Below are 16,034 nucleotides of genomic sequence, written 5' to 3'. Positions count from 1 at the left end.
GGGTGATCAGTCGACGCGGGTGGCGACTCGATCGCAGAGGGTGATCCACTCGCCGTTCGGCGTGAACTCCCAGTGGTGCGTCTGGGTGCGACCGTCATCGCTGAACGTGATCGTGGCGCGCTCGGTGGCCCCTATGAAGGCCCAGGTCGCCCCGTCGCGGGTCACCAGGTATTCGCGAGCGAATCCGTGGTTCTCGATGCTCCACGAGAAGTATGTGCCGCGCTCCGCGTCCCAGCCGAGGAAGCTCAGGGTGTCGAACGGACCGTTCGCTCGTTCGTCCTGGACGACGAACTGCTCGCCCGAGTGCCAGCGGGCCGAGTGCACGCTGCGCCACTCGGCGCCGGTGAGATCGGCGCCGTAGGCAGTTCCCGTGGCGCTCCAGTCTCCGAGGAAGACGGCCAGCGCCTCATGCTCATCAGTCATGCCCCGATCCTGCTCCGCGTCGAGAGTGGAGGACAAGGTCTCGATCGCGGTCCGAGGCCGACCGCCGCTCTTCACCCCAGAGCGCCCCGATAGCCGAGGGGTGATCGGTCACCCGTGCTCACATCTTCTTGCCGAGGTAGCCGCCGGGGGTCATTCCGGTGACTGTGCGGAACTCGTTGGTGAGGTGTGCTTGATCGGTGTAGCCGAGCTCTGCGGCGACCTCGCTGATACTGGCGTCCTCGGAGGAGAGACGGCGAACTACTTCCTGCAATCGGATACGTCGTGCGATCTCGGCCGGTCCTCTGCCGACAGTGCGTGCGAGGGCTCGATGCAAAGTGCGGGAACTGGTCTGGAGCGCGGCGACCGTCTCTTCTAAGGGCCTGACCTGAGGGCGAGCGGTCAGTAGGTCGATCGCCGCGTTCGCAAGTCGCTGCTGCCGCGTGAGAGGTCGCTGGAGAAAGCGCTCCCGGATCAGTTCGTCGGCGCGTACGGTGCGGAGGGCGGTATCAGACGTCTCGCCGATGGCCTCGAGGAGGCGACGGGCTCGATGGTCGCCGCTGGTCAGAGCCCTCTCTCCTGATAGGGCGGTGGGGTCGAGGTCGGTCAAGACCGCAACTCCTGCAGGGCGCAGCCGTAGGGCGAACACGTCTCCTGTCCCGGTGATCGTGCGCCGCCACGCTTTCGCTCGGACGGAGGAGACCACGAAGGGCGCGAGGACTTGGCCGCGCTCGATGCTCAAGGTGATCGAGGGATGGTCGATGATGCGCTGGTCGATCGCCTCTCCGTCCGGGAGGTGCCACTCTGCCGTCCAGTAGGTGTCGATGACGTCGCGCAGGTCCTCGGCGGGCGCGATCCAGCGCGCTGAGAAGCGGTCGACGTTCGAGGGATGCAAGATCCCGGACCGTTCGACTGCGGCCACCTTCTTCGCACGCTCTCCAGGCATTGGCGCAATTCTGCAAGACCCGCGTCTGTCGTGCTCGGAGGCTGGACGTGTGACGACGAACTACACCTGCACCTTCATCACTGTCGCGCCGGACTCCACCACGAGCGGTGGCACGGTCCCCCCGACGGCCCGGACGCCGACCGCAGCGTCGCTCCAGTACGCCCTTCTGAGTGCGAGGCCCTACGAGCTGACCTCGGACGACGTGCTGTTCGAGGTGCATGCCGCCCGAGCCGGAACTCCGGAGGAGGACCGCGAGTCCGAGCGCGAGAAGTTCTTCGCCAAGGATCAGGCGTGCCTGCGCGCGTCGCCCCTCGCGAAGAGGTACGGGTGGGGGTTCCATCATGACGAGCACGCCCGGGTGGCATTGGTCGCCGTCGGCACCCCGCTCTACGACGAGCTTGTGGAGCGGCCGGACATCACGAAGAAGTCCGCGATGCGCTCCACCAAGTCTCGATGAACTCGTGGTGGGTGACCGCAATTGCCGGTCTGCTCTACTACGTCCTCGGCGCGGCCTGGTTCACCCCCCTGTTCGGCCGAGCCTGGGACCGGTCCATTGGGCACGACAGATCAAGCGTCGGCGGACGATTCCCCCTCGGCTACTACCTCCTTCCACTCGCCGGCGCACTCATCACAGCGGTCATCATCACCGTCCTCCTCCCCGAAGGTGCAGGAGCCGTCCCTGGGCTGCTCACCGGGGCGGCGGTAGGCCTCGCTGCCGCAACGGCCTCTCTGACGAACGCCCTCACGCCACACACGCCGCACCCCTACCTGTTCGGCGCGATCACCGGCGGATATCACCTCACCGGCGGAGCCCTTGTCGGGACCACCGTCGGTCTTTTCGCCTGACGGATCCCGACCGTTCCGATGAAGGATCGCTCGGCGCGACACTCTCCGCCAGACCGGACGACGGGACTCGCTCGATCTAATCCGGCCGGACCTAGGGTGGGCAGATGAGTCGTCGTTCTGTTGCACTCACACTCCTGCTGGCCGTCGTGGGCACCATGACCGCGTGCGCGCCGGAGCCCGTTGATCGCGCGCAGCTCACCCAGTGGCGCTCGGACCGTCAGGCCGACATCGACGCGGGAGGTCCCTTCCTCGCTGTGCTGTCGTCCGGTTCGAGCGCGGGGCAGGAAGGGGATCGGCTGGAAACCGCCTTCGACCAACCGGTGCTGCCCGGCGCCATCACCTTCGAATGCTTCGGGGGTGGCACGGTCGAACTGCAGCTCGACTCCGACTCCACGACCGGCACGGTCGTGACCGGCAAGACCACTGTCCGGACGGTGGACTGCGGCGAAGGTCCGCTTGACATCGATCCGGCCTCCCTCGGCACCGACCCGATCGACCTCGTTGGCGTGGCGACAACTGACGCGGATCGCGACACGGCGTGGTTCCTGACCGTGCGTGAGTCGTATAGCACGCCCTGACGGCTCACCACTCGTGTCGGCTCCCGCGGGGCAAGCTGGTTCGTCCCGTAAGCGGATCGATCAGTGAGATGAGTGTGGGTCGGGTTGTCCTCGCCGCTTTGTTGGCGTGACGGCGAGTGCGAGCCCGCCGAGTGTCAGGCCCAGAGCAGCGAGCGTGAGTGTCCAGCGCCCGGAGTAGGTCGTGACGGTCCCTTCACCATCGGCGCGCGCCCACTCGCACGCGCGACCTAGCGGCCACAGCGCCGCGGAACCCTCCACGATGCCGGAACGTTCGGAGACCTCCGCGTCCGGCGAGAAAGGCCCATCCACCATGCACTTATAGGTCGCTCCCTGGTACTGGCTCACCCAGACCTGTCCTGCGCCGAAGAGCAGCCCCACCAGGAGAAGAAACGACCCCCACACGATCCGCTGCGCACGCAGATGACCAGGGGAACTCATCGCTTGATCTCGATCGGTAGTTGCACGTCGATCGGGTCCCTGCTCTGCGTGTGCAGGGCAAGCACGGCAGGGCCGGTAGGTAGATCAGCAGGAAGGTCGAAGGACGCGTCGACCGTCGACCTCTCGCCCTTCGGTATCGGGCGCCCGAGCAGTATCTCCTCGCCGCTCGCGGAGGGAGTGATGGTGACCGTGACGTCTGAGGCGGCGCGGCTCGTGCCTCCGGTGTCCTCGCAGGTCTCCCAGATGAAGTCGGCGCTGAGGTGGACGGCTCCGCCGGGGTGCAGCGATGACTCCTGGAGTTCGATGACCTTGACGGCACAGGATCCGGCCGAGCTCGACGTGATACCGGTGCAGCCGCCGGCGCTGAGCGCGATGGCGGCAGCGACGAGGATGGATGCCACTCGTCCTTGCCGTCCCTGCACCATGCGGGCCAGTGAACCACTGCCCGCCGCCGCCTGCATCGTGAGTACCGCGAACGTCATCAGATCGTTGATACTCGCGGCCTCTGACGTGCAATTCGCGCTCGGGCGCGCTGGTCGGAGTGTCGATCGATCGTCGTACCGTATGGGGATCCGTATCCGAGACGCTGATTCGGTGCGGCCTGCGCTTCCGTCAGGAGTTCGCCGCTCGGCTACCGTGAGGCATGCCCAAACGACGCCTGCTCTCCTCGCTCGCGTTCGCGGCTGCCGCTTCCGCTCTTGCCGGCTGCTCGACATCCGCCGCAGGCGAGATTGCGACTTGCATCGTCCGTCCCGCGGCCGACATCGTGCCCGCCGAGGGCACCTTGTTCGGCGTGAATCTGGACTGGGGCGTGGAGTCGCTTAAGGAGTACAGCACCGCACTGGGTGAGCGGCCCTCCGTCGCGGTCGCGTTCGCAGACCTGCCGTTGACAGACGGAGAGCGCGACGAGGTGTACGCCGCCACGGAGCAGCTGCGCGTGAACGGAGGGACGCTCCTGCTCACCCTGGAGACGATCGAGGGGCTCGCCGCTGTCACAGATAACGTCGCGACGGACATCGCGCAGCTCGCCGCGTCGGTGAACGAGCAGGGCGTGCCGGTGATCGTGCGGTTCGCTCACGAGATGAACGGCTCCTGGTACGCGTGGGGGCAGCAGCCCGCCGCCTACGTCGAGACCTTCCGCCGCGTCGCCGATGCTGTTCACGCGGGCGCTCCGGGAACGGCGATGATGTGGGCGCCCAACAGCGCCGAGGGGTACCCCTTCGCGGGTGGCGCCTTCACCGCGCTGCCGGGAACGGCGGACTTCGCCCTGCTCGACACGACCGGCGACGGGGTCCTCACCCTCGACGACGATCCCTATGCGCCGTACTACCCGGGCGACGACGCCGTCGATTGGGTGGGCATGTCGCTCTACCACTGGGGCTCCGCGTATCCGTGGGGCGAGAACGAGCTGCCCGAGCCGGGCAAGTTCGCCGCGCAGCTGACCGGCACGTACAGCGGGGCGGCGGGCGACGAGACGGCGGCTCCGGACTTTTATCAGACGTACGGGGTCGAGCACGGGAAGCCCGTCGCGATCCCGGAGACGGCCGCTCTCGTCGTGCCGCGAGGCGATCCGGCGGGGGAGCTCGCGATCAAGCAGGCGTGGTGGCGGCAGGTCCTCTCGGAGGACGTCGCGACGAGGTTCCCGAGCATCAGGATGATCAACTGGTTCGAGTGGGACAAGTTCGAGCCCGAGGTGCAGGACGAGGTCCACTGGTCCGTGCTCAACGACGACGACACTCGGGAAGCGTTCCGCGCCGACCTCCCCGACGGACTCATCTACTCCGACCTGTCGGAGCGTTGCACCACGCCGCCCGCCCGCGCCGACTGAAAGCCCGTGCGGTGTTGTAGGAGGTCATTGGCAAGGGGCGCTTCTTTTGGGTCGGTGCGTCCCTCGCCAGCACCTGGCCGAACTCGCCGATGAGCTCTGGACGATCGGCAGACAGGGATCACCGATCGAGCCGCGCACAGCCTAGGCATCCGCTAGAAGCTCTAACGACTCCCCGTTAAGGGTTGGTGCTCCATCGGAAGCAGGGGTTCAGCGGGCGTCCGTTAGGGGGTCGCTCACCGCATCAGTTCGCCGAGCGGGATGCGCCGCGCTTCGGCGCGGGCGGCAGTGTCCCGTAAGACCCGCCCGATGAAATGCCCGGTGACGGGGCGCCTATCGGGACACTGGGACGGTGGATCAGAAGGCGATGCTGCGCACCCGAGCCGAGGTGCTCGACGACCTCGAGCAGCAGCTGCGTTCCGAGGCCGACGTCGCGGGGGAGCGGATCGCGCGGACGGAGAACGGCTTCCGGCTGCAGGAGACGGAGACCTTCACGGTCGAGGTGTGGAAGATGCTGTTCAACTGGCGCCTCGTGGTGATGCCGCCGAACCAGCAGATCGAGACGACCCACGGGTACTGCTACTTCGGCACCGGCCTTGAGAGCTTGGCCCGCGCGGTCGCCGCCGGCCTGCAGTGGGCGGATCCGATGAACACGGCTCCGGAGGGGTTCGACAAGCAGGCATTCTGACGCCGCTCTAGATCTCGGTCTCGGCGAGCTCGTCGGGTTGGGGGAGTGCCAGCGCTCGGTAGAGGGTGGTGCGGTCGACGCCGAGGTTGCGTGCTACTGCTGCCTTCGGGATGCCGGTGGCGATGTCCGCTCGAGCTGCAGCGACCTGGTCATCGTCGAGTCGACGTTGCCGGCCTGTGTACTTCCCGGCGGCCTTCGCGATGCGGATGCCCTCGGCTTGCCGTTCTCGGATGAGGGAGCGCTCGAATTCGGCGAACGCGCCGAGTAGGTGCAGCATCAGCTGTCCGAGTGCGTCGTCGCCGCCGGGTCCGTAGGTCTGCTGCTCCTTGATGAACTCGACGGAGGCGCCCTTCGCGACGATCTCGTCGACGACGTCGCGAAGATCTCGCAACGAGCGCGCGAGGCGATCCATCGACGCGACTCGGACGAGGTCGCCGTCTCGGACGTAGCGGATGCAGTCCGCGAGAGCAGGCCGGTCGGTGCGGGTGGCGCCGGAGACCTTCTCTTCGAAGATCCGGTCGACGGCGCCGATCGCCTCGATCTGCCGATCGAGGTTCTGGTCGGTGGTGCTGACTCGGACGTAGCCGACGGTCTGCGTTCGTTGCGTCACTCCTAGACCCTGATACAGATGTGTAGCGAAAGGTGGAGAAGTGACCCTACTGCTACGCGCGTCGCTGGGTGACACTGGTGTTGCGTTGGGGTGTACCTCAACTAGACGGTGAAGCATAACGATGGTCTGCCGTTCGCGTCTGCGGCTGCAAAAAGCTGAGTGCGTCAGGTATTCCATTCGGAGAACATGCCGTGGAGGTCGACGTCCAGCGAGGAATCCAGGTCGGCGTCCTTCTCGTTGTTGTCGTCCGTGAGGTCGACCTGTTCGATGAACACGGTCATTCCTGGGGTGATGAGCGCGGAGACGGACCGCTGGTGCTGGACGGGGACACCGATCATGCCGCCGCCCGTGCGTGCGGCTTCCTCGATGTCGTGTTCGAGCTCCGCGAGATCTGTTTCCTCGGGGAGGTAGAAGTGCCGGGTGCCGATCGTCAGGTCGAGTAGTCGCATGAGTCCCCCTTCGCTTCGCCGCTCACGTCGACGCTACGTGCGTGCGGGTGTCGCCGGGCAGGGCCTTGCTCGGAGAGGGGGCCGCGTGCCACGCGCGAGTCAGGGGCGGGCGGGTTCGGCGTTGCGCTCGTCGGCGAGGTTCAGTCCGCCGGCACTGTTCGCGGCGTTGACCAGGTGCTCGATCCAGTCCCGGTTGACGCTCGGGGTGCGGGCGCCGGCGTACTCGAAGTGGATGGGCACGCCGTTGTCGATCCAGATCGCATGCCGACCCTCGCCCGTGTCGTGGCCGGGGCGCCAGCAGACGAAGAACGGCTCGCTGCGCCGCAGCTTCACTCCGGTCACCACCTGGAGGTGGAACAGGGTCCGGTCCTCGAGGGAGAACGACTCGCTGCCGTAGTGAAGGTGGCCCATGTTCCGCGGTCTTTCCGGTCGTAGAGGCCGTTCGGGTACGGCCTGAGCACACGATAACGGCGCTTCGACGCTGCCGCCGCAACTACTCGGGGATCAACGGATCGTGTAGGGCGGAGTGAGGTCTCGTCAGGGGTGTGCGAGACCGAGCGGCCAAAACCTGATCCGCCGTTGGTGCGTTTGTCTCTTGAGTGGACAGTGTCGTTCAATCGGCTGGTTCGGCCAGGGGTGCGGCGCCGATCGCGTTCAGACGTGCCACGCGCGTTAGGCGCTGGGGGGCTCCGCGTTGCGGTCGTCTGCGAGGTTCAGTCCGCCCGAGCTGTTCGCGGAGGTGACGAGCTGTTCGATCCACTCGCGGTTCAGTGTCGGGGGGCGGCCGCCGGAGTAGTTGAAGTGGATGGGGACGCCGTTGTCGATCCAGATCGCGTGCCGGCCCTCGCCGGTCTGGGCTCCGGGGCGCCAGGACACGAAGAACGCCTCATGGCGTCGTAGCTTCAGACCGACGACGACCTGGAGGTGGAGGAGCAGACGGTCGTCGAACGGGAATGATTCGGTGCCGTAGTGGAGGTAGCCCATGCTCTGTTGCTTTCCCGATGAAGGTCGAGTCGGTCGACCATCGTTCGTGCCGGCGAGTGTGAGCGACGGCGAGGTTATCCCTGCATTGTGGCGCGGCTGAGGGCGCGCCGTTCGGGTCGGCGCACCCCCGCCGGCGGGCTTGGCGCTCTCGCGGCACAAACCAAGGATCGACGGTCCAGGTCCCCGGTCGATCCATGCGGAATCATACACATCGGTCGCTGAGTGATTAGCCAATCACCAGCCAACGGAGGAGGGCGATGGGGACAGTGCGTAATGGGTGGTTGTTCACCTCTGGTATCTCTGGTGAGCCGGGGTCGAGAGAACCTGTCGGCGAAAAGGGGAAGCGGTGGGTGCGTACGACGAGGCGGAGGATCTTCCTTCATCGCCGCGGCCCCATCGTGGCGTCACCGTGGTCCTACTCGTTCTGCTGACGTCGGTACTGGCCGGCGTCGTCGCTGTCTTCCTGTTTGCGGTCGGGTCGTTAGGTGACTCGGCTCCGGGGGCGGTGCCGCCGGCGGGGAGTGGCCAGGAGCTGGTGTACGAGCTCGTGCCGGTGTTAGACGAGGGCCCGGCGATCGCGAAGCTTCTTCCCGCGAACACCGAGTCGGACAGCGCAGGCGTGCGCGATGCCTGCGGGGCTCTCGCGGGCCGCGATGCCGAGGTCACGATCATCGACGGCGCGACACCCGGCACGTTCCGGGTCGCTCTGGACGCGGCCGCCAATGCGTCGGAGCAGCAGACCTGCTGGATCGGTTTCCGCTGGGTTCAGGACGAAGGCTGGCACGCTTCCGCGATCCGCCACTGACTACAGCGGAGCGTGGACGACCGTCAGCGTCACGGCTTGCAGGGGGACCACTCGTGTGAGGGCAGTTCGCGCAGCTCCTCGTTCACCCAGACCCGCCAGCACGTGTCGGTGCGCTCCTCGACTGTGCCGCTGATGGTCTCGTGTGACCAGCCGTCACGCGATTGGATCCAGCGGACGAACCAGACCAACTGACCGGCCAACGGCTCCGTGTTGCGCGACATGTCCTTATCATCCCGGACGCGTGTCCGTGCAGCACGTACTCGTCAGTAGTGGAGCTGCGTGCTCCACCCGTCTTGACCGCGACCGGTCCACTGGGTGTAGTACAGGCCGCGCTTGTTCAAGAACGGCCCCACATAATCCAGGCCCGCCGGCTGGTCGGAGCTGGCGCGAACGAAGAAGTTCTCGGGGCCGAAAAGCGGAAGCCCGGTCTCGTCTAACGTCGTGCCGGTCTCGTCAAGGATCGTGAGGCGCCACTGGTCCCCGACGTACTCGACCGTCGCCGTCTCGGCGGAGCTGAAGTCGTTCATGCGCGGAGCATAACCACCGCTCGTTACGCCTGGTGTCGTTTCGCTCGGGTGCGGCTTCTTCCCCTGGGAAGCGGCCCGACCCGGCATCCCCCGACGCGGGGCCGGGCCGCTACTCCCGTCTCGGGGGCCGAGCCGCATCCGAGCCGGGAGCACTGGGGCCGGAGCGAACGGCACTCCGTACATGCCCGACCATAGGTGCCGACTGTGCCCATGGGAGGAGGGTTGACGGCCCTGAGCAGCAGCCGGCGAATGGTGCTCTCGGCCGCGCTGTGTGATGCGGCCGAGAGCAGAGCGACACCGACGACCCCGCGTCGGTCTGCCGCGCGCGGCGTCGAGGTCCCCACTTCTCAACCGCACCGCCACTTTAGACACGAAGTGCCGAGACGGTGAGCGTCAGGGGAGTGGGTCGAGCAACTCCTGTCAGCGCCGCTCGGCATCCTGATGGCTGGTCGCGCTTCGCTTGCGCAGCTCGCTAACTACCGACTGTGAGGCTGCCAGAAGGGCGCGCTCGTCTTGCGCGGCGGCATCGACTGGGACGACGACGAACGCGCTGTTGGCGTTCACCGTCATCCGTACTTCCATGACCTGCCCGTCCACGCGCAGCGCGGGAATAGCGATCGACTCGGAGTGTCCGCCGGCGGCGATCGAACCGACGAAGGCGAGGAGGGCTGTGCACACGTCGTCGGTGGTCGTGAACGTCGCGGAAGCATGAGTCATCTGCTGCATTCACCGATTTTCGCAGCCCGCTTCCATCCGCGGTGAACCGCGTTCGAAGTGCGCCGAGACCGAGAGGGCGAACCGCCCGTGCTGCATCCTGTCAGGCGGTTCCTGACTGCCTTCAGCCTCGCTTGCAACCTAATCGACTGACGACAGGCCGCCAGCGGAATGCCAACGGCCTGCCCCCTCCAGCGGGGTCCGGGCTGGCCCTGCTGACACTAGCCCTCCCATCTGTCGTCATCACCTACGCGATGTACCGCTCCGGTGAGCGTCCGGCAGGAGCCGGCTGATCGGAACGCTTCTTGAGGTGAGCATCTTCTGAGGCCATCCATCCGATAAGCGGCGCGATGCCGGAGGCGGGTGGCTGTCAGGAGTGCCCCGAAGGGGCATCCCGGAGGGACGCGCAGCGCTCTTGACGGTCGGCCGGCGCAGGCAAGAGTGAAGCGTCGGATGGACGGCCGGACCGCAGCCTGCGATCACGTCGTTGGACTGGAGAAGCCCCCGCGAGCATGACTGCTCGAGCGGGGGCTTCCTACGCGACGAGGGCGGTCGTCGTGCGCGATTAACTTACTCGTTCGGCCACGACGCCAGGGCGTCATGGGGGACGATCGTCGCTACTCCGTCGACGGTCTGGATCGTTGCGCCGGGCTCTCCGAGTCCGGCGGCGTGTGCGATCGCTGCGAGCACCAGCCGGGCGTGTTCTAAGTCGAGCCCGGAGACGTCTTCGCGGAGGTCGACGGGAACGCCCTGACCGAGCGACGATGCGATCCGCGCGACGCGCTGTTCGCCTCCGCTGAACGCTCCGATTTCGTAGCCGAGGCGGTCGAAGTCGACCGCGCTCGTCTTCCAGGCGTTGTCGGTCTTCACCCACGGAGCGCCGGCGTACACGAGGCCCGACCGGATCAGCAGTTCGACGGCGGCCGTGAGCGGGTTGGACCCGTCCGCCCAGGCGCGGACTTGACCGTGGAGCGCGGCGGAGTCGGCGTCAGTCATGCAGCGTTCTCGATGGACGCGGAGCTGTCGCTCTCGGTTGACTCAGTGGTGGTTCCCTCTGCCGAGGTCGTGCGTCGCGAGCGGGTGACGCGGGCGCGAGTCTGCTCGGGTCGCGGCACTCCTGCTGCGCGGAGTTCCTTCTCCGACCATCCGGCGGCGAGGGCGTCCGCCCATGCCTTGCTGTGCCGGTTCTGCGCGTCGCTGAGGGCGGCGCGTGCGGTGTCGGTGTCGTTGGCTGCGGAGACGATCGTGCGGACCGCTTCGACGCGCTTCTCGACGCTCTGTTCGAGCAGTCGGCGGGCGGTGTCGGCGGCGTCGTCAGGGTTCCTCGTGTGGTCGCTCATGCGGAAAGGCTAGCCGCCGCCACCGTCATCCGGAAGGCGCGGAATCAGCGTTTCGGCTTCGGCTTCGCCAGCCGAGACGCTCGGGTGTCCTTCGGACCCCGAGTTGCACTCGAGCTGCGCTCTACAAAGAACCGTTTGCAGAGCAAGCTGTCAACTTAGGTGCCCTAACTTGCTTACAGTCCTGGCGCTGGGCTGGGCTGGTACGCATACTGGTCGTATGGTCCCCGCTGGTTGGCGGGTTCGCTGCGCTGGGCCGAAGGACGGGGATGTGATGACGGAGTCGAGCCGGTTGTTCGGTCGGAAGCGTCGTCCGAACGTTCCGCCGGAGCAGCGTCGGGAGAAGAAGTACGTCGTGCGGGTGTCCCCGGATGAGGATGCGATGTTGCGTGCTCGGGCCGAGGTTTTGGATGTGACGGTGCCGCGGTTGATGTTCGAGGCGGCGATCGATCCGCAGGTGAGGTCAGACGTGGAGTGGAAGTCGGTCGGTTCGGAGCTGATGCAGCTGCGGACGCTGATGGGGCGGCTTTCGAGCAACATGAATCAGCTCGCTCGCTTCGCGAACACCGAGGGCCGTTTCCCTGAGGAAGCAGTGCAGGTGGCGGCGGAGTACCGGGCGCTGGTGCCGCGGGTGAACGAGACGCTGCGACGACTGGCCGGCCAGTGATCCCGAACGTCACGTACGGCGGGGACATGGGCGGTCTCGTGCGCTACCTCTCAGGGGAGGGGCGCGCGAACGAGCACACCGAGCAGCACTTGATCGCGGGCGACCCGGCGATCATGGCGATGCACGGTGAGAGCGTCCTCGATCAGGCCGAGGCCGCCGCGATCGCGGCGGAGTTGAACGAGTACAAGAACTTCTTCGGCGTCGAGGTGACCCGCCAGGAGAAGGTGTTCGACAAGGACTCCGGCGAGCAGACAGGCAGCAAGCGCGTCGCCGCTGACGTCTGGCACTGCTCCCTCTCGCTGCGTGCGGAGGAGGGGCAGCTCACCGATGAGCAGTGGGGACGGATCGCGACCGATTTCGTGGACCGGATGGGGTTCGCCGGCGAGTCCTCCGGAAAGGCCGACTGCCGGTGGATCGCCGTGCGGCACGGGCTCTCGAAAAACGGCAACGATCACATCCACATCGCTGTCTCCGCGGTGCGAGCCGACGGGACGAAAGCGCACGTCGCTTACGACAAGGCGCTCTCGCAAAGGGTCAGTCGGCAGCTGGAGATGGAGTACGGGCTCGAGCCGTTGCACGCCCCCGAGCGTGAGCTGGGGGAGCGCGGCGTGCAGCCGGGCGCGCGCGAGTCCGCGCAGCGCCGCGGCGCCGTCGAGGTCGACGCTCACCGGCTCGAGCGCGCGGTCCGCTCGTCGGCATCCGCATCCGCGGACGAGGCGGAGTTCGTGCGCCGGATGCGCCAGGCCGGCGTACTCATCCGCCCGCGCTACGCAGCAGGCCGCGACGACGTCGTCGCCGGCTACTCGGTCGCCTTACGTCCCGAGAAGGGCGCGCCCTTGGTGTGGCACGGCGGCGGGAAGCTCGCCCGAGATCTCACTCTCCCGGAGCTGCGGAAAGGTTGGCCGGACTCACCACAGTCCGCGCAGACCGCAGTCGATGAGTGGCGCGCGACAGCGAAGAACCCGTGGCGCTACGAGCCCGTCGCGCCCGGCCGCGAAGCGACCGAGCTCTCCAGTGACCTCTACTCCTCCTACGCGGAGGACATGGGACGGCTGCACGACTACCTCAGTCGAGTGGACCCCTCCGATCGCGCGACCTGGGCACACGCAGCCCGCGAAGCATCCGGCGCCTACGCCGCATGGTCAAGGCGCCTCGAGCCGACACCCGGGCCGCTCGCTGAAGCATCACGGATCCTCGCCCGCTCCGCGCATCTACGTGCGCACGAGTCGACGCCGCGACCGGCGGGGATGCCGTCCATGGCCGGCACGACGATGCTGATCCTCGCGACCGCCGGGAAGCGGAACAAGGCCGCCGAGGAGGCCATGCTGCTGCGCCAGATCGTGCGCACCACGCGCGCGATCATGGACGCCCACAACGCCGCCGGCGATGCGCGCCGTACGCGCGAGCTCGCCGGGACGATCCGAAACCAACTGAAGACGGTCCACGAGGGCTACAACGCCCAGATCCAGAAGAACGCCTGGGACGCGCTGCCCGAGGACACCCGCCGCGCGCGCGAGACGGTGCAGGCGAGCTTCGCGACCGGGACCCCCGTCCCGACGAAGCTCACCAAGGCGGAACCGAACGTCACCACGACCGCTGCACCGCAGCGCGGCACCGAGCCGCGCGAGCGCGACGGACACGACCGCTAGACCGACACCAGTGAAGGGGAGGAATCACTATGGCTGACGACGACGGAGGCGTGGAAGAGTCCATCAACTCGTCCGCACGGATCGCGCTCACCATCGCGATCCAGCTCGGCGAGAAGCTGGCCCGCGCATATCAGGAAGCGATGCGCGAAGCGCAGCAGCGCAGCGCGATCGAGGCGCGCGAGCTCGCAGCCCGCTACGAGGGCGAACGGGCAGCTGCGCGACAGGCAGTGTCGGTCGTCAACGATCCCCAGTGGTGGGATCAGGCGAGCGTGCGCGACGTCGCCCGCGTCGCGGAGACGGCGACCGCGTGGAAGGACACGGACCCGCAGATCGCGTCCGCCAGCTCACTGATCGCGGCGGAGGCGACAGAGCGCTACGGCGTCGACGTCGCCACGCTGCAGGGCATCGCCCGCGACACCCCGACCGAGCTAGACCTCGCGAAGCAGTGGGCCTCCACTGCCGCGCCCGATGGATACCACCGACACGACGACGACCGGCTCACCATGCCCGTCGGCGACATCCGCGAGCCCAACCCTTCGGCAGAGCGGACGCTCATCGCGGACTACCGCGCGGCGGTCGCCGGCGACGTCCCCGCACTCGAGCTGAGTGTTGCGGAGGAGTGGAAGCGCGTCAGCGATCCGGTCGGCTACCAGGACTACCGCGTCGAGACTGCCGTCGCCTTTGACGACCATGGCCGCGTGCAGCCGGCGGACCCGGCGGTGGCTGAAGCCGCCCGCGCGGCCCTCGTGCAGGAGTGGCGCACCGACCAGGCCGGCGGCCCTACCGTCGCCGCGGCGGACGCCGAGCGGGCACAATCCCGGCGCGACGTCACCGAGGCCCAGGTGATGATCGCGGAAGCCGACCGCCTCGACCGCGCCAACGACGACTCCTCTTCGGTCGCGTCGTCCGAGATCCCTATCGACTCCGCACGACGTGCCGACGCGCTCGAGCAGCAGGCCGCTCAGTACGACCGCGACGCGGATGCGGGTGGCACGCCCACGCAGAGCTCGGAGGAGCTGCGTAGCCTCGCTGAGGACGCCAGGGCCCAGGTCGCCCTCTACCGCGACGACAGCAGTGCTTCGCGCGACCCGGACGACGTTCCGGTGTCGACTGATGAGGGGCGTGCAGTCGCGGCTCGATCCGAAGGGGAACTTGCGTACGACAGCGCCGAGCGCCGCGCGCACACGGCAGCGACGATGCAGGCGCAGAACGTCCCGGAGGAGCAGGTGAACGCCCGCATGACCGTCGACGCATCCTTCGCCACTCCCGCCCGCGGCGCGGAACCCACGAAGCGCACACGCGTCCCCTCGACACGCGGCAGCCGTGGCCAGGGAGCTCAGATCGAACGATCCAAGCCGGGCCGCTGACACAGTGAGGTCGAGCCTCGGACACCACCCGATTTCTGAGGAGCTAGATAGGTATCTAGCTATCTAGGTCCATGCGACGCCGGTGGTGAGGGGTTCGTCCCGTCAGCTGCTGCTGCTGTCCGGCCAATCGAGCGCTGCGGCGATCTGTTCGGCCGTCGGTAGCGCAGCTTGCTCTGCCGGCGGGAGGGACTCGTAGGTGTAGCTGGAGACGGCCATGGGGGAGCCGGTCTGGCTGAGGGCATAGCGGACGGTGTGCTCGTTCTGGCCGCCGCAGATGAGGATCCCGACAGTGGGCCGGTGGAAGTCGCGTCGCATCCGGTCGTCGACGACCGCAACGTAGAAGCCCAGCTGGCCGGTAAACGCCGGCTCGAAGCGGCCGGTCTTCAGCTCGATTACCACGTACCGCAGCTGCTCCGTGTGGAAGAAGATCAGGTCGGCGTAAAAGTCGTCACCGTCGACGTCGAAGTGCACCTGCCGGCCGACGAAAGCGAAGCCGGCGCCGAGCTCGCGGAGGGTGTCGACGATCCGATCCATTAGGGCCTGCTCGAGTTCGCGTTCCGCGACGTCTCCCGTCAGTTCGAGGAAGTCGAAGACGTAGGGGTCCTTCGCGAGCTGGCGCGCGAGGTCGGAGTCGGCGGGCGCGAGCTGGCCGGCGAAGTGAGAGGGTGCGGAGCCGATCCGCTCGCGGGTGCGGTTCATGATCTGGTTCGCGAGCACGTTGCGGGACCAGCCGTGCTCAGCGGCGGCCGTTGCGTACCAGGATCGGGCCTCAGGGTCGTCGAGCTTCTGCAGCAGCAGGACGATGTGACCCCACGGAAGTAGTCCAACAGCCTGTTGGACTACTTCCTCGTATGTTGGCCAAGCCTGCGCGAAGGCGCGCATGCTGAAGAGGTTGGACCTCGAGAAGCCCTTCATCTGCGGGAACTCAGCACGTAGGTCCTCGGCGAGACGCGTGACGGCGAAGCCGCCCCAGGACGCGTTCGCCTGACGCTGCAGGATCGTGTGGCCGAGCTCCCAGTACAGCTCGACCAGCGCCGTGTTCACCCTTCGCTGAGCCGTCAGTTGAGCTGAGCGCACACGGCCCTTCAGCTCGGCCAGGACAGCGGTGTAGTCATCGGGGAGCGTGCGAATTTCGGAAGCCACGCTTCAGAGTAGACGGCGGTCGCCGGGCTACTTAACGCCAG

General features: G+C 67.3%; 22 protein-coding genes. 9 read left to right on the top strand and 13 right to left on the bottom strand.

What is annotated here, in order from left to right; genetic code table 11:
* Nucleotides 1–6: 6 nt before the first annotated feature.
* Nucleotides 7–423, bottom strand: coding sequence for a DUF1579 family protein (locus EDF36_RS18965; protein ID WP_123734211.1), 417 nt, complete (start codon nucleotides 421–423; stop codon nucleotides 7–9).
* Between the two features lie 118 nt (nucleotides 424–541).
* A complete protein-coding gene (locus EDF36_RS18960) occupies nucleotides 542–1,366 on the bottom strand; it encodes an AraC family transcriptional regulator (protein WP_123734235.1) in 825 nt (274 codons plus the stop codon).
* A gap of 49 nt (nucleotides 1,367–1,415) precedes the next feature.
* Between EDF36_RS18960 and EDF36_RS18955 the strand changes: the two genes are divergently transcribed.
* From EDF36_RS18955 to EDF36_RS18945, 3 genes are all read left to right on the top strand, one after another.
* Nucleotides 1,416–1,823, top strand: coding sequence for a DUF6157 family protein (locus EDF36_RS18955; RefSeq protein WP_185020562.1), 408 nt, complete (start codon nucleotides 1,416–1,418; stop codon nucleotides 1,821–1,823).
* An 11-nt stretch (nucleotides 1,824–1,834) separates the two neighbouring features.
* Nucleotides 1,835–2,212, top strand: a complete 378-nt coding sequence (locus tag EDF36_RS18950; protein WP_221181696.1) for a DUF1761 domain-containing protein — start codon at nucleotides 1,835–1,837, stop codon at nucleotides 2,210–2,212.
* 104 nt (nucleotides 2,213–2,316) lie between these two features.
* On the top strand, nucleotides 2,317–2,790 hold the full coding sequence (locus tag EDF36_RS18945) for a hypothetical protein (RefSeq protein ID WP_123734209.1): 474 nt from the start codon (nucleotides 2,317–2,319) through the stop codon (nucleotides 2,788–2,790).
* A gap of 434 nt (nucleotides 2,791–3,224) precedes the next feature.
* On the opposite strand, the gene EDF36_RS18940 is transcribed toward EDF36_RS18945, so the two are convergent.
* Entirely contained in the window at nucleotides 3,225–3,710 is a 486-nt protein-coding gene (locus tag EDF36_RS18940; RefSeq protein ID WP_123734208.1) for a hypothetical protein, read from the bottom strand.
* A gap of 161 nt (nucleotides 3,711–3,871) precedes the next feature.
* Between EDF36_RS18940 and EDF36_RS18935 the strand changes: the two genes are divergently transcribed.
* Both EDF36_RS18935 and EDF36_RS18930 read left to right on the top strand, forming a co-directional pair.
* Nucleotides 3,872–5,056 (top strand): glycoside hydrolase family 26 protein, encoded by a 1,185-nt coding sequence (locus EDF36_RS18935; protein ID WP_123734207.1) that lies wholly within the window; start codon nucleotides 3,872–3,874, stop codon nucleotides 5,054–5,056.
* Between the two features lie 349 nt (nucleotides 5,057–5,405).
* Nucleotides 5,406–5,741 (top strand): hypothetical protein, encoded by a 336-nt coding sequence (locus EDF36_RS18930; RefSeq protein ID WP_148060100.1) that lies wholly within the window; start codon nucleotides 5,406–5,408, stop codon nucleotides 5,739–5,741.
* A gap of 7 nt (nucleotides 5,742–5,748) precedes the next feature.
* Here EDF36_RS18930 and EDF36_RS18925 read toward each other — a convergent pair whose 3' ends face one another.
* The 4 genes from EDF36_RS18925 to EDF36_RS18910 all read right to left on the bottom strand — a co-directional run bounded on the left by EDF36_RS18925 (nucleotide 5,749) and on the right by EDF36_RS18910 (nucleotide 7,784).
* On the bottom strand, nucleotides 5,749–6,351 hold the full coding sequence (locus EDF36_RS18925; protein WP_260300806.1) for a recombinase family protein: 603 nt from the start codon (nucleotides 6,349–6,351) through the stop codon (nucleotides 5,749–5,751).
* A 164-nt stretch (nucleotides 6,352–6,515) separates the two neighbouring features.
* On the bottom strand, nucleotides 6,516–6,800 hold the full coding sequence (locus tag EDF36_RS18920; RefSeq protein WP_123734204.1) for a hypothetical protein: 285 nt from the start codon (nucleotides 6,798–6,800) through the stop codon (nucleotides 6,516–6,518).
* Between the two features lie 99 nt (nucleotides 6,801–6,899).
* The gene (locus tag EDF36_RS18915; protein ID WP_123734203.1) at nucleotides 6,900–7,211 is read right to left on the bottom strand and encodes a hypothetical protein; all 312 of its coding nucleotides are present in this window, start codon (nucleotides 7,209–7,211) and stop codon (nucleotides 6,900–6,902) included.
* A gap of 261 nt (nucleotides 7,212–7,472) precedes the next feature.
* Nucleotides 7,473–7,784 (bottom strand): hypothetical protein, encoded by a 312-nt coding sequence (locus EDF36_RS18910; RefSeq protein WP_123734202.1) that lies wholly within the window; start codon nucleotides 7,782–7,784, stop codon nucleotides 7,473–7,475.
* A gap of 346 nt (nucleotides 7,785–8,130) precedes the next feature.
* Between EDF36_RS18910 and EDF36_RS18905 the strand changes: the two genes are divergently transcribed.
* Nucleotides 8,131–8,589 (top strand): hypothetical protein, encoded by a 459-nt coding sequence (locus EDF36_RS18905; RefSeq protein WP_148060099.1) that lies wholly within the window; start codon nucleotides 8,131–8,133, stop codon nucleotides 8,587–8,589.
* Nucleotides 8,590–8,618: 29 nt separating this feature from the next.
* Here EDF36_RS18905 and EDF36_RS18900 read toward each other — a convergent pair whose 3' ends face one another.
* The 5 genes from EDF36_RS18900 to EDF36_RS18880 all read right to left on the bottom strand — a co-directional run bounded on the left by EDF36_RS18900 (nucleotide 8,619) and on the right by EDF36_RS18880 (nucleotide 11,170).
* A complete protein-coding gene (locus EDF36_RS18900) occupies nucleotides 8,619–8,810 on the bottom strand; it encodes a hypothetical protein (protein WP_123734200.1) in 192 nt (63 codons plus the stop codon).
* Between the two features lie 42 nt (nucleotides 8,811–8,852).
* Entirely contained in the window at nucleotides 8,853–9,116 is a 264-nt protein-coding gene (locus tag EDF36_RS18895; RefSeq protein WP_123734199.1) for a hypothetical protein, read from the bottom strand.
* A gap of 420 nt (nucleotides 9,117–9,536) precedes the next feature.
* Complete coding sequence (locus EDF36_RS18890) at nucleotides 9,537–9,842, bottom strand: hypothetical protein (protein WP_123734198.1); 306 nt, start codon at nucleotides 9,840–9,842, stop codon at nucleotides 9,537–9,539.
* A gap of 558 nt (nucleotides 9,843–10,400) precedes the next feature.
* Nucleotides 10,401–10,826 carry a hypothetical protein gene (locus EDF36_RS18885; protein WP_123734197.1) on the bottom strand — a complete coding sequence of 142 codons (426 nt, stop codon included), beginning with the start codon at nucleotides 10,824–10,826 and terminating at the stop codon, nucleotides 10,401–10,403.
* Nucleotides 10,823–11,170 (bottom strand): hypothetical protein, encoded by a 348-nt coding sequence (locus EDF36_RS18880; RefSeq protein ID WP_123734196.1) that lies wholly within the window; start codon nucleotides 11,168–11,170, stop codon nucleotides 10,823–10,825. The genes EDF36_RS18885 and EDF36_RS18880 overlap by 4 nt, the downstream gene beginning before the upstream one ends.
* Nucleotides 11,171–11,441: 271 nt before the next feature.
* On the opposite strand from EDF36_RS18880, the gene EDF36_RS18875 reads away from it, so the two are divergent.
* The 3 genes from EDF36_RS18875 to EDF36_RS18865 are packed head-to-tail and all read left to right on the top strand — an operon-like array spanning nucleotide 11,442 to nucleotide 14,850.
* Nucleotides 11,442–11,834, top strand: coding sequence for a plasmid mobilization protein (locus EDF36_RS18875; protein ID WP_104292870.1), 393 nt, complete (start codon nucleotides 11,442–11,444; stop codon nucleotides 11,832–11,834).
* A 26-nt stretch (nucleotides 11,835–11,860) separates the two neighbouring features.
* Nucleotides 11,861–13,483: a relaxase/mobilization nuclease domain-containing protein gene (locus EDF36_RS18870; RefSeq protein ID WP_148060098.1), complete on the top strand. Its 1,623-nt coding sequence runs from the start codon at nucleotides 11,861–11,863 to the stop codon at nucleotides 13,481–13,483.
* 29 nt (nucleotides 13,484–13,512) lie between these two features.
* Complete coding sequence (locus EDF36_RS18865) at nucleotides 13,513–14,850, top strand: hypothetical protein (protein ID WP_123734194.1); 1,338 nt, start codon at nucleotides 13,513–13,515, stop codon at nucleotides 14,848–14,850.
* Nucleotides 14,851–14,952: 102 nt separating this feature from the next.
* On the opposite strand, the gene EDF36_RS18860 is transcribed toward EDF36_RS18865, so the two are convergent.
* The gene (locus EDF36_RS18860) at nucleotides 14,953–15,993 is read right to left on the bottom strand and encodes a YhcG family protein (RefSeq protein WP_260300804.1); all 1,041 of its coding nucleotides are present in this window, start codon (nucleotides 15,991–15,993) and stop codon (nucleotides 14,953–14,955) included.
* Nucleotides 15,994–16,034 lie beyond the last annotated feature (41 nt).

The sequence above is a fragment of the Rathayibacter sp. PhB152 genome, from assembly GCF_003751395.1.
GTDB classification, from domain to species: Bacteria; Actinomycetota; Actinomycetes; order Actinomycetales; family Microbacteriaceae; genus Rathayibacter; species Rathayibacter festucae.
This window is presented reverse-complemented; position numbering and strand designations above follow the sequence as displayed.